Origin of the sequence: Amycolatopsis albidoflavus (genome assembly GCF_039525725.1) — a bacterium.
GTDB classification, from domain to species: domain Bacteria; phylum Actinomycetota; class Actinomycetes; order Mycobacteriales; family Pseudonocardiaceae; genus Amycolatopsis; species Amycolatopsis albidoflava.
Genome location: NZ_BAAAHV010000012.1, coordinates 194,615 through 206,076, shown reverse-complemented (window position 1 = coordinate 206,076; position 11,462 = coordinate 194,615). Strand labels below are relative to the sequence as shown.

Annotated in this window: 14 protein-coding genes and 1 pseudogene; 4 read left to right on the top strand and 11 right to left on the bottom strand. The window is 69.4% G+C overall.

Annotation, left to right across the window (positions count from 1 at the left end; genetic code table 11):
• Positions 1-120: 120 nt before the first annotated feature.
• Both ABD156_RS19370 and ABD156_RS19365 read right to left on the bottom strand, forming a co-directional pair.
• Positions 121-2,877 carry an ATP-binding protein gene (locus tag ABD156_RS19370; protein ID WP_344275073.1) on the bottom strand — a complete coding sequence of 919 codons (2,757 nt, stop codon included), beginning with the start codon at positions 2,875-2,877 and terminating at the stop codon, positions 121-123.
• 796 nt (positions 2,878-3,673) lie between these two features.
• On the bottom strand, positions 3,674-4,159 hold the full coding sequence (locus ABD156_RS19365; RefSeq protein WP_344275070.1) for a hypothetical protein: 486 nt from the start codon (positions 4,157-4,159) through the stop codon (positions 3,674-3,676).
• 325 nt (positions 4,160-4,484) lie between these two features.
• On the opposite strand from ABD156_RS19365, the gene ABD156_RS19360 reads away from it, so the two are divergent.
• Positions 4,485-5,465 carry a ferritin-like domain-containing protein gene (locus ABD156_RS19360; protein ID WP_344275067.1) on the top strand — a complete coding sequence of 327 codons (981 nt, stop codon included), beginning with the start codon at positions 4,485-4,487 and terminating at the stop codon, positions 5,463-5,465.
• A 72-nt stretch (positions 5,466-5,537) separates the two neighbouring features.
• Here the strand turns inward: ABD156_RS19360 and ABD156_RS19355 are convergent, their stop codons facing one another.
• The 6 genes from ABD156_RS19355 to ABD156_RS19330 are packed head-to-tail and all read right to left on the bottom strand — an operon-like array spanning position 5,538 to position 7,951.
• Complete coding sequence (locus ABD156_RS19355; RefSeq protein WP_344275065.1) at positions 5,538-6,101, bottom strand: Asp23/Gls24 family envelope stress response protein; 564 nt, start codon at positions 6,099-6,101, stop codon at positions 5,538-5,540.
• Entirely contained in the window at positions 6,098-6,625 is a 528-nt protein-coding gene (locus ABD156_RS19350) for a DUF6286 domain-containing protein (RefSeq protein WP_344275061.1), read from the bottom strand. The genes ABD156_RS19355 and ABD156_RS19350 overlap by 4 nt, the downstream gene beginning before the upstream one ends.
• On the bottom strand, positions 6,622-6,990 hold the full coding sequence (locus tag ABD156_RS19345) for an Asp23/Gls24 family envelope stress response protein (RefSeq protein ID WP_344275059.1): 369 nt from the start codon (positions 6,988-6,990) through the stop codon (positions 6,622-6,624). Before ABD156_RS19345 ends, ABD156_RS19350 begins: the two co-directional genes overlap by 4 nt.
• A 3-nt stretch (positions 6,991-6,993) precedes the next feature.
• On the bottom strand, positions 6,994-7,170 hold the full coding sequence (locus ABD156_RS19340; protein WP_344275056.1) for a hypothetical protein: 177 nt from the start codon (positions 7,168-7,170) through the stop codon (positions 6,994-6,996).
• Positions 7,167-7,493: a hypothetical protein gene (locus ABD156_RS19335; RefSeq protein ID WP_344275051.1), complete on the bottom strand. Its 327-nt coding sequence runs from the start codon at positions 7,491-7,493 to the stop codon at positions 7,167-7,169. Before ABD156_RS19335 ends, ABD156_RS19340 begins: the two co-directional genes overlap by 4 nt.
• Positions 7,490-7,951 (bottom strand): Asp23/Gls24 family envelope stress response protein, encoded by a 462-nt coding sequence (locus tag ABD156_RS19330; protein WP_344273074.1) that lies wholly within the window; start codon positions 7,949-7,951, stop codon positions 7,490-7,492. The genes ABD156_RS19335 and ABD156_RS19330 overlap by 4 nt, the downstream gene beginning before the upstream one ends.
• Before the next feature lie 175 nt (positions 7,952-8,126).
• On the opposite strand from ABD156_RS19330, the gene ABD156_RS19325 reads away from it, so the two are divergent.
• Entirely contained in the window at positions 8,127-8,336 is a 210-nt protein-coding gene (locus tag ABD156_RS19325; RefSeq protein WP_344275048.1) for a CsbD family protein, read from the top strand.
• A gap of 200 nt (positions 8,337-8,536) precedes the next feature.
• Complete coding sequence (locus tag ABD156_RS19320; RefSeq protein ID WP_344277648.1) at positions 8,537-8,698, top strand: hypothetical protein; 162 nt, start codon at positions 8,537-8,539, stop codon at positions 8,696-8,698.
• A gap of 258 nt (positions 8,699-8,956) precedes the next feature.
• Here the strand turns inward: ABD156_RS19320 and ABD156_RS19315 are convergent, their stop codons facing one another.
• Positions 8,957-9,634 carry a fasciclin domain-containing protein gene (locus ABD156_RS19315; RefSeq protein ID WP_344275046.1) on the bottom strand — a complete coding sequence of 226 codons (678 nt, stop codon included), beginning with the start codon at positions 9,632-9,634 and terminating at the stop codon, positions 8,957-8,959.
• A 120-nt stretch (positions 9,635-9,754) separates the two neighbouring features.
• Here ABD156_RS19315 and ABD156_RS19310 point away from each other — a divergent pair.
• Positions 9,755-9,904, top strand: a pseudogene (locus ABD156_RS19310) (molybdopterin-dependent oxidoreductase); the annotation flags it as partial.
• A 29-nt stretch (positions 9,905-9,933) separates the two neighbouring features.
• Here ABD156_RS19310 and ABD156_RS19305 read toward each other — a convergent pair.
• Together ABD156_RS19305 and ABD156_RS19300 are read right to left on the bottom strand one after the other, a co-directional pair.
• Positions 9,934-11,214, bottom strand: a complete 1,281-nt coding sequence (locus ABD156_RS19305; RefSeq protein WP_344275043.1) for an alpha/beta hydrolase — start codon at positions 11,212-11,214, stop codon at positions 9,934-9,936.
• A complete protein-coding gene (locus ABD156_RS19300; protein WP_344275040.1) occupies positions 11,207-11,461 on the bottom strand; it encodes a hypothetical protein in 255 nt (84 codons plus the stop codon). Before ABD156_RS19300 ends, ABD156_RS19305 begins: the two co-directional genes overlap by 8 nt.
• Between the last annotated feature and the right edge of the window lies 1 nt (position 11,462).

The window sequence follows — 11,462 nt, the reverse complement described above, 5'->3', positions numbered from 1 at the left end:
GGCTGTTGCGGGTATCGACCAGATTGGCCGCCTGGACCGCGGCAACCATAGACGGCGCGGTGGGCTCGGCGTCAGATCGGCGACACCGCACAAGGGACGCGATCCCTCAGCAAAACTTCGCTATGGAGCCGACACCTGTCTCCCGGGCAAGTGTGCCTCGACCCTTTTCGCATCGGGCACGCCGATTTTGTCGTAGGAGTCGTGAGCGGCCTGAAGTTGGATCGTGCCCCGCGCCTCGTGTCCTTCGGTCCGCAACACCATTCCCAGGCCCTCGCGGGCTCGCGCGAGCCAGTAGGGATCGCCGGCCTTCCGGGCGAATTCGAGTGCCCGCCGATGATGATCGAGCGCGGACGAGGTGTCTCCGAGTGCCGCCAGTACCTCGCCGAGTCCGGTGAGTGCGGCGCACTGGCCGGCTGGTGTACCGACCTCGCGGGCGGTCTCGAGCGCTCTGCCGAGATGGTCCAGCGCGCGGTCGTACTCCCGTTGTCGCTGGTACAAAGCACCAAGCGCCAGCAGGCTGTTGCACATGTTCGGCTGGTTGAGGTGCTGGCCGCGGATTTCCAGCGAACACAGGAGGTCGGCCAGCGCCTGGTCGCTGTCCCCCTGGGCGAGCCGCACCCGGCCCCGGACCTCGAGGGCGTCGGACTCTTCGGCGGGCAGGCTGTGCGCCTGGGTGAGCTCGAGCGCCCGGTTCAGATGCTCGGCTGCTTCGGCGTAGTTTCCGGTTCGTTCTCCGGCGATGCCGAGCCAGATCAGCGCTTGGGCCTGAGACGTCGGATAGCCGTGGTCCCGGTGCACGGCGAGTGCCCTGACCAGGTAGTCGTGCGCTGTGCCGTAGCGGCCGAGATGGAACGAGGCGATGCCCAGGTTTCCCAGGTTGTTTCCGACGCCGAGCATGCGGCCCAACGACTGCCACAGGGCCAGAGCCTGGTCGAAATACCCGATGGCCCGCGCATACCGGCACCTCAGCACGTTGACATTGCCCAAGCCCTCCAAGATGGCGGCCCGATCGCCCGGATCCTCGCACAGCGCGCGGGCCTGCTCGAACGCGGCGAGAGCCTCCCGCAGCATGCCGAGGCGTTCGCAAGCCAGGCCGCTGAAGCGCAGCGCGTTGGTCTGGCCCCTGCGGTCCCCGCTCGCTCTCGTGACCGTGGCAGCGAGCGTGTGCAGCTCGAGCGCGTCGCGATGGTGGCCGTGGTCGTGCAGGAAGCGCCAGGTGATGTGCGAGAGCTGGCTCACGTGTACGGCGAGGCCGCAGGAGGCCGCGCGCGCGGCGACGGCCAGCAGGTTGGGTCGTTCGGTCTGCAGCCAGCCGAGCGCCTCGGCGCGGCCGGCGAATTCTTGCGCCTCGGTGTCCGGCGGAGTGACGCGGGGCCGCCGCTCCCGCGTCGCGGGCTCGACTAGGTCCATGGCCACCGCGGCCGTGTACCGGTAGTGGTCGAACAACCGAGTCAGGGCGCCGAGATCCGCTCCGACCCCGTCGGTCTCGGTGTCCTTCCCGCGCGCGTGACCGCGCACCGGCTCGTCGACCGCGGGGGTGCTTCTGGTCGATTCCTCGGCGGCAAGCTCCCTGGCATACGTCCTGAGCAAGTCGTGGAACGCGTATCGACCGGGGGTGTTCTGTTGCAGGAGATGTTCGTCCTGCAATTGCTCCAGCATCTGCCGCGCGGCGCCGACGCCTGTATCGGCAAGCGCGGCGGCCGCCTGCGCGGTGAAGTCGCCACCGGGGAACAGGCTTGCCGCGAGGAAGAATCGCCGCAGCGATTCCGGGAGCACGTCCATGGAAAGGTCGAAAACAGCGCGCACGGAGCGTCCGCCGATGCTCGCGGAAACCAGGCCCGCGTCGGCGATGCGTTCGGCGAAGTCGGCTAGCCGCCAGGCCGGGCGGGAGCGCAGCCGGGAAGCCGCGAGCGAGACGGCCAACGGCAGGCAACCGCAGGCCTCGATGATCTGTTCGGCCGAGGAGGGCTCGGCGGCGACCCGGTCGGCTCCCGCGATGCGGGCAAGGAGGTCCAGGGCCTCCGACTGGCCGAACACGTCCAGCGGATGGAAAGTCGCCCCCTCCAGCGCGGCCAACGTGCGCCGGCTGGTGATCAGCACCAGACAGGTGGGGCTCGCCGGAATGAGGTCGCGCACTTGCCGGTCATCCGCCGCGTTGTCCAGCAGGACCAGCGCGTCCTTGCCCTCCATCCGGTCGCGGAACATCGCCGCCCGCTGGTCCAGCCCCTCCGGAACCCGCTGGGCGGCCACGCCCAGCTGCCGCAGGAAGCCGTCCAGGACGGCACCGGGATCGGCCGGCGACAGCTCCGCGTCAAAGCCGCGCAGGTCAACGTACAGCTGCACGTCCGCGTACCGTCCGGCGCGCGTCAGTTCGTGCGCGGCGCGTACGGCCAGCCGGGTCTTGCCGACCCCGGCCATGCCCTCGATCGCCGAGACCACCACCGTCCGCGGGCCGCGGCGGCCATCGTCCGCGGCCGCGTCCATCAGCTGAGCAAGCTCCCGCGTCCGCCCGGTGAATGTGGCCAGGTCGGCCGGCAACTGACGGAACACCCCCACGGGGCCGCCGGTCTTGGCGTTGGCGTGCGCGGCGATACACGCCATCCGCCACCGGGCGACCGCCGCTTCGTCCAGTCCGAGGGCTTTGACGATCGCGACGACCAAATCGATGTCCAGCCGCCGGCGTCCCGGTTTGAACGCGTCCACCACCGTGGACGGCGACACCACCTGCGCGGGCCGCATCAGCGGACCCACCCGTTTGGCGAGACTCCGATACGAGGGTTGCCCCGCCCAGGCGCGCAACTCTCCCAGCAAGGAGACGAACTCGGCCAGATCGACGGCCTCATCAGGACTCGGAGCCAAGTCCCCGGATACACCCACGCCTGCGCCACCCCCGCACTCCCCCGGTGGTCTAAGCCAATGACGAGTCTACGAGGTGTACGGACTTGTGCGGAGAAATTTCGCCGCTGCGGCTGGGAGGAGTGTTCGAGTTCGCACGGAACCTGTGGGAGTCCGCGATCGCGCAGAGCACCGGAGTCAGCGTGCTGGTGGCGGCCATCTCGATGTCGACTGGGGCCTCCAGGAGCGGGGCACTCGCTCCGGTGGGCACACAGTCAGCCTGCCCGTCGATGCGGCCGATCGGGCACAGCCAGGCGGAAAGTCCACGCTCGCCGCCGATCCGACAATGTGCATAAATGACCCCAGGTCCAGGTGGGCATAGTCCTGATCAGGGTCGGACGAGTGGCGGAAACCGACGGCGCCTGCCTCCAAGCGCACCTGCCGCAGGAGGAACCAGGCCATCGCGGCAGCAGGGGCGGGTCTGTTTTGTGGGAGATCGCCGCCTTGGCGAGGGTTTCGCGCCAGAGACGGGACTTTGCGGCATGAGCCGTTGTCGGTCAGCACGCGCTGGACGGTGATTCCTCGGGAAGCAAAGGAGATTCGGGCTCACCGCCAGAACGCGGCAGCGGTCGCCTTCCTCTCGTCGAGCGGGATCTTGGAGCAAGCCGGCCCGGAGCGGTCGTCCACGGCCTTGCGTCGAGCGTCTTGCCGGGCGCGCGGTGCACCGCCGCGGTTTGGTGCGGATCACGGTGATCCGCACCAAACCCGGAGGTCCCCCTTCGCACCGAGATCATCCGATCACGCGTCCCCGCGATCGCGATCTCCCGGGTCAGTGCGTCTAGTGCGCGCCGATGTAGGTCCGCGGGCTCTGGACGTCGCCGAGGTAGCGGCCGTTCAGCCAGACTCCGGTGGAGACCACGTAGGTGCCCTGCGGCGCACTCCAGTACTGGTAGCGGGAGCCGAAGGGCCGGTCGGTTCCTGCCCAGACCCACGAATCCTTGTCGCCGGAAGAAGTGCAGCCGAAGTCGTGGGGCCAGGGGCCGCCGAGATTCGACGTGTCGAGTGCGTGTGCGCAATACGTCAGGCCCGCACCGGAATAGTTCTCGAACGGGATTTGGGCGGACATCACGTAGCCGCCGGTCACGTAGTAGCAGGAGTCGAGGCGGATGTTGTCCGTGATGCGCACGTAGTCGTGTGTCACCCACGATCGGCAGGCATTCGCGACTTGGGCGGCGTCGGCGCTGGCACCGCCGGTAACCACTCCCGCGACAGCGATGCTGCCGGCGACGACTGCCGCGGCGATGCCTCCGGTCACGTCAGGCATGATTCCTCCTCAGTTCGGCCCCAGAGTCCGGTCGAGACGCCGGGGAGTTGTGGATGGCTGCGTGAAGCACTACGCCAAGCCTGCCGAGGCGACCGGGTGGAATCACGTTTCCCGTGCGTTCCCGTACGTACCCGTACCCCACATCGCGGCGAGCACGTGTTCGTCGGGCTTCAGCGGCTCCGGTTCACCTGATCGGTGCACCCGACCAAACCGGTCCCTCGCCGGCTCCGAACCCGAATCGTCCACGAAGGATCCGTTCTCGCGGCCGGGAGTCCGGCCGCGAGTGACGCCCGCGTTCCCCGCGCGGGCGGGGAGGAGTTCGTCCGTGTTTGGCAAGCATTATGCGGCTTCAATGATCAACCGGAGCGCGGAGAACGACCAGGACCGCCGCCGATTCCTGCGGGCGGCCGGGATGACCGGGCTCGGAGTGGTGGGCGCCGGCGCGCTGGGCGGACTGACCGCCGGTAGCGCGGCGGCCTCGCCGCGCCCGGTCCGGGAGGCGGCCGAAAGCGCTCAAATCAGCGATGGCGCGGTGCTCAACTTCGCGCTCAACCTCGAGTACCTGGAAGCCGAGTTCTACCTGCACGCGGTCACCGGCCGCGGGCTGCCGGACTCGATGACCACCGGCACCGGCGCCCAGGGCGGAGTCACCGGCGGCCGGGCAGTGCGGTTCGAAACGAAAGCCGCCCGCCAATACGCCCACGAAATCGCCGGCGACGAAAAAGCGCACGTCGCGTTTCTCCGCGGCGCGCTGGGCTCCGCGGCCGTGAGCCGGCCGCAGATCGACCTGCAATCCAGTTTCACCGCCGCCGCACAAGCCGCGGGCCTCGTGAAAAAAGGGCACACCTTCGACGCGTTCGCCTGCGAAGAGAATTTCCTGCTGGCCGCGTTCCTGTTCGAAGACGTCGGCGTGACCGCGTACAAAGGCGCGGCGCCGTTGATCAGCAACAAGACCTACCTCGAAGCCGCCGCCGGCATCCTCGCCGTCGAGGCCTACCACGCCGGCAACATCCGCACCGCGCTCTACGAACGCGGCGGCGGCCTGTTCGGCATGAACTCGCGCGAAGCCACGGTCAAACTCTCCGACGCCCGAGACAGCCTGGACGGTCCAGGCGACGACGACCAAGGCGTCATCGACGACCGCGGCAACGCCAACATCGTGCCCGCCGACGCCAACGGCATCGCCTACAGCCGCAGCCCCGGGCAAGTCCTCAACATCGTCTACCTGACCAGCAAAGCCGCCACCTCCGGCGGCTTCTTCCCCAAGGGCGTCAACGGAACCGTGAACACCAGCGCCGCACACTGACCCGGCCGCCGAGGTGCCGGGCCGCGGCCAGCGGTCCGGCACCTCGGCAGCCGACCTGGCATTCGCGGGAGGCTATCCGACGCGGGAGGCCGCGCGGCTGGTGAACCGGAACTCGATCGAGACCGGAATGTCGTCCAGTTCCAACGCTTCCTCGAGCCGCGGCAGGCTCTCCTCGGTGACACGCCTGCGGATTTCGCCGAGGTCGACGTCCTGCTCGCACGTGACGATCAACGCCAGAGAGGGTTGCTCCCGGGTTCCGGCGAGCGATGCGCTCGCCTTGCGCACTCCGGGATACGCGCGCAGTTCCTCGACGAAGGGGGCCACCGCGTCGTCCGCGCGCAGCTCGGTGCGTCCGAAGGCGGGATCGGTCTCGAACCGCCACACCCCCGTGCGCGGCCGGTGCGCGAGCTGAGCCAGCAGCCAGCGCAAAGCGAGCAGCCCCACCACGACCGCCGCCGCGGCGATCGCGTAGAACACCCAGGCGGGCGGCTCCCCGGTGCCCGGCACCAGCGGCGCCTCGGGATCGACGACCCGCAGCACGCGGAAGTGGGTGGCCAGCCCGAAGCCGCCCGCGGCGAGCAGCACGAGACCGATCACCGCGAGCAGAAAGCGATTGAGCGCGGCCGGGCGATTCATGACACCTCCCTCCCAGCACGAACCCGCACCGACACCGCGGGCCGTCGGGCCGGTGCGATGCGGTCGAGCCGGGATTCGACGGCAGTACGGACAGCATCGGCCAGCCCGTCCGTCCGGGTGCGTGCGGTTTTCACTCGCACCTTGACCTTGCGCGAGCCGGTCGAGAGCCGGGCTCGGTCGACCCCGTCCACCTCCGCCGCGGCCGCCCGCAACGCGGACCGGTAGTCCGCGGTGGCGGCGCCGGAATCCAGGTCGCCCGCCAGCGGGAGGATCCGGCATTTGCCCGGCAGCAGCGCCGCCCACACCAGCACCAGCCCGATAACTGCGACCGCGCCCGAGACCAGTGCCGGGACGAGGTCAGTCCACTGCGCGTTGCGGACGGCCGCGGCGATCGTGCGATAGTCCAGCCACGGCCGGTTCCCGGCCAGCCGCTGAATCACCGCCACGGCTGCCAGTACGCACACGGCCAGCAGCACACCGGCGGTCAAGCTCGCCGGAAGAGACCGGCGGGTTCGGCGTTTCACTCCACCCTCCTCTGCCCGGCGACCTCGGCGTGCAAGGCCGTCACCGCGATCCCGACGCGCCGGACCGGCATCCCGGTCAACTCCTCGACCCGCCCCCGCAGATGGCCGCGGACCCGTTCGGTCGTCGCGCCGACCGGGGCCGGGTACTCCAGCGAGATCCGCACGTCCAGCTCCACCTCCCCGCCCGCGATCCGGACGGACGTTTTCGCCGACCGGTCCAGCGCTTCACCGCCGAGGCTGATCCCGAGCGTCCGCCCGGCGGCCCCGCCGACCCGGTCGATCTCGCCCGCCGCACGGGCGGCCAACCGCTCGACGGCGTGCTCGCTGATCGCGAGGCTCCCCCGCTCCTCCGCTGCCACAGCCACCGCTCACCCCCGATCGCGGCCGGTGAGCTGCGACAGATCGAGCTTGCCGTCCAGCAGGCGGCCCACCAGCAGCCCCACCGCTCCCAGCACGAGGACCAGCAAGAACGCGCCGAAGCCGCCGATCGCGGCGGCGATGCCCAGCGCCAGGCCGGTGATCAGGCCCAATCCCGTTGCGTTCACGACACCGTCTCCTTCCGGTTTTCCGACTTCTCCACCCCGGCCCCGGACGGAACCGGTTCTTCGATATCGGCGATGAGCACGTGCACCGGACGACCGGGCGCCGCCACGACCGCACGCACCGCGGCCGCGACCTCGTCGACCGCGAAGGGCATGCGGACCGCCACTCCGACGGTGACGTCGTCTTCGGTCACCCGCACCCCGGCGACCCGGCGGCCGGCACCGAGCGTGGCGATGCGGCCGAACCGGCCGCCGTGCACGTCCGACACTTGCGGCAGCTCGCGCACGGCGGCGATGATCCGCTCGGCCTCAGCGAGCGGATTCACTGCACCCGGCCGCTGTCGCCGGACGCGTCCTCCTCGTCGTCGGACGGCAGGTGCAGGTCGCCCACGTTGATGTTCACCTCGACCACCTCCAGCCCCGTCATTCCCTCCACCGCGCTGATCACGTTCCGCCGGATCGACCGCGCGACGTCCGCGATCGACACCCCGTACTCGACCACGATCTGCAGATCCACCGCGGCCTGCTTCTCCCCCACCTCGACCGAAACACCCTGCCCGGCCGACGCCGTCGCACCCGGAATCCGCTCCCGCAGCGCCGAAAACGCCCGAGCCGCACCACCGCCCAGTGCGTGCACCCCGTGGATTTCCCGCGTCGCCAAACCGGCGATCTTCTGCACCACCACGTCCGCGACCGAGGTCGTCCCCTGCGAACTGGTCAGCGGACCCGCATTGACCTTCTCCACGTCCTGAGACTTAGCCGCCGCATCAGTCGTCGAAGCCATCGAAACTCCTCCAGTCGTTTCCCGTCATTCAGTTCATCGGTTCGACTCGCCGGCCGCGCGAAACTCACGCCCCGAACGAGTGACGACGATCACATTTTCGAGTGAGTGACGATTCGGGATCCGCATTGTCCATCACCCTGGAATTCGTTATTACGCCCGATGAAGGAGGACATCCATGTCGATGGACGACAAGATCGGCGCCAAGGCAGACGATCTCGGCGGCAAAGCCAAGAAAGCCGCCGGTTCGCTGACCGGCAACGAGAAACTGGAGAACGAAGGCAAAGCCGACCAGGCGAAGGCCGGACTCAGGGAAGCCGCGGAGAACGTGAAAGAAGCTCTCGGCGACGCGGCGGACAAAGTCAAGAACGCGCTGAAGAAAGACTGATCTCCCCGTCGTGTGCACGCAGGGTCCCGCTGCTGTTTCGGGGCTCCGCACCGCGCCGGAATTGCCGCCGGAGGGTCCAGGAAACGCGACTCTCCAGCGTGCGCGATTCTTCCCGCGGCACCGCCCGGACTTGACCGCCGGGCCCGCCGGCGGCATTCCCGGTGAACCGCAGTTCGTCCCGCGAAGGTCAGGAGGGTGCTGTGCTGGCATTGCTCGGTTTGCTGCTGGTCGTCTGGCTGGCGTGCATCGTGCTCGGAGTGGTGGTCAAGGGCTTGTTCTGGCTGATCATCGTGGGCGCGATCCTGTTCGCCGCGACCGCCGTGATCGGTTTCGTGAAGCGAAAGACGCTGGGACGCGGGTGAAGCGCTCAGCGCACCTGCGTCGACGGGCCGGCCGGTGCCGCGAACCTGGAGTGAGCAGGCTGTGGCACCGGCCGGCGGGACGCTGCCGCTGTCGCGTCCCCCGACGGCGAATGTCACGCGCCTCGCCGCCAGACTGTGGTGGAGCAAAGGGTTCGGGTGCGAGCAGCGAGACGCGGCCGTCGCGGTGATCGCCGGAGCCTCGACGGCCGCTGTTTTCCGGGTTCCCTCAAGCAGGAGAAGGAAGCCCGGAGCGTGGTGCTACTTGTTCGTGCCCGGGGTGAGGACCTTGTCGATCACGAACACCGTGGCGTTCTTGGTCGGGATGTTGCCGCACAGGATCTTCGCGCCGTTGACCGTCATGTTGTCGCCAGAGCCCTCGATCTTGATCGGCCCGCCCGCCGTGTTCAGCGAGGTCACGTCGCCCGCAGAAGCGAGACCCTTCGCGTCGTAACGCTTGCCCAGCACGTGATACTGCAGAATCGGGGCCAGCTGGGTCGGGTTCTTGGCCAGCTCGGTGAACTTGGCGTCGCCCAGCGCGGAGAACGCGGAGTCGGCGGGGGCGAACACGGTGATCGCCTGCTGGCTGTTGAGCGTGTCGACCAGGTTCGTCGCCTTCACCGCGGCGACCAGCTTGGTCAGCAACGGGTTCGTCGACGCCGCACTGGCCACCGGCTGCGGACCCATCGAATCCAGCGAACCAGGAGCACTGCCCTGCGGCAGCTTCGAGCACGCCGGGCCGAACACGTCGGCATTCGTCGTCACCCCGTCGCCCGAGGAAGCGCCGCTGGACATCGGCGCGGACATCGAACTCGACATCGGCGCGGGCGCGCTGCTGGAGCTGCCGCTGCCGGACGAGTTGTCGCTGCCGCTGCACGCGGTCAGGGTCAGCGCGGCTGCCGCGGTAAGGCCGACACCCGCGACGCGGAACTTGTTCACGATGATTCACTCCTGCTTGAGCGGAGGTAGCAGTCCGTCGGAACTGCCGGATGCCGGTCATTCGGAGCGGCTGCCGGAGCGGATGGGTCGCTGCAGCGAAAACCCGATCGGGTGAACGAAATGACTGCCGTCCTCGCTCTCGCGGCCGCGCTCGCCGCGGGGCATCTGGTCGCGGGGCTGATCTCGATCAACGGATCCCCCCATCTCGCAGTGGGCAACGGGGCGATCGACCTGACCCCGGTGAAGCTCAGGGACTTCGCCGTACTTACGACAAGATGGTGCTCCGGCCGCCTGTTCGATCACCTCGTCGCGTTCGGGGTCGAAACCAGGAGCTCCGGCGCGAGCGCCCCTGCCGGGAAGCGGGCGCGCAGCCATTCCCCCATTTCCGCGCCGGCCAGGGTCGCCCCGGAGGTCATCCCTTCCCGCAGCGGAGCGCCGAAGTGGCGGCCTGGCACCCGTACGTGCGTGATGTCCGCGGCACCGCTCAGGTCTCGGAACCGCTGGGCGTCGGCCGGGAAACATGCCTGGTCGCCGGTCAGTTCCACGAGCAGCGTCGGCACCGTGACGTCGGGCAGGCAGGCCGCCAGGTCCGCGTTCCCCGAAATCGCCGACCAGGTCGACAACCACGAATCCGGGGTCGTCAGCCGGCCGAAGCCGAGGACTCCGTAGTTGGTGAGGTCCGGGCGGCGGCCGAACAGCGAGCCGTACGGGCGGTCGTTCGGGTCCAGGGACAGGTCGACCGAGCGCAGGTCCGCATCGGTGCGGTAGGCGGTCAGGACGCCGGTGGCCAACGCGGTCCGGCGGTCGGCGGCGTCTCGGGTTTCGCCGTACCGGTGCCGGGCTGCCGCGGACTGCTCGGCGAGTTCGCGGGCCAGCGCGTCGATCCGGGCGATCCGGTCGTACTGCGCCGTTCGGTAGGCCGCGACGAACTCGTGCGCGTATGCGGAAGAGCCGGGCGGTTCGGCGAAGCCGTTGGCCGGGAGGTACGGGTCCAGGTCCGGCGCGGCCGAACGCGGATCCCGCTCGTCGACGACCGACGGATCGATCAGCCGCAGCAGCAGCGCGCCCTGGCCGGGGTGCGGGGCCATCATCAGGAATCCGTCCGCGACCGGCATTTCGGCCTCCCCGAGCGGAACCGGCTTCCCGCTCGGAGCGCGGCGCAGCCGCTGGGCGGCCGGGCGGGCGGCCTGCTGGAGGTAGAACGCGGCCAGCGCGGCGCCGCCGGAGTGTCCGATGAGGACTACCCGCGAGAAGCCCTTGTCCCGCAGGAAAACGTTCCCGGCGGCCAGGTCGAGCAGGGCTTGCTCGTGCAGCAAGGTCAGGTCGTTGCCGGCCGTCCGGGTGCCCTGGGTCCATACCGCGTATCCCTGGCTCAGCAGCTCCGGCACCAGCACGTGATGCGAGAAGTCCTGCCGCGGATGCATCAGCACGGCCACGGCGGTCGCGCCCGGGACTGTCCTCAGCAGACCGTTCACGGTCGCGCCGTCGCTCGTGGCGAGCTGGTGCGCGGTCGTGGTCGTCGCTTCGGGCAGCTCCGCCGGGGCGAGATACCGGCCGGCGCCGAGTCCGTTCTCAGCCATCGGCGCGCCTTTCGACCCGCAACGCGTTCTTGTCGTGCTGAACGATCACGGAACCTTCCAGCCCGGCCACCGCGCTGTACCAGACCGCGTGCCGGCAGCCGGTCGAGCGCCGGTCGATCACGATGGTTTCCGGCGCGGTGATCCGGAAATACGGCCCGATCCGGTCGACGGTGTTGTGGTCGTCTTGCCGCGCGACGTCGACGACTCCGACGTTTTCCGGCACGTCGAGAACGTAGAACCGGGCCATG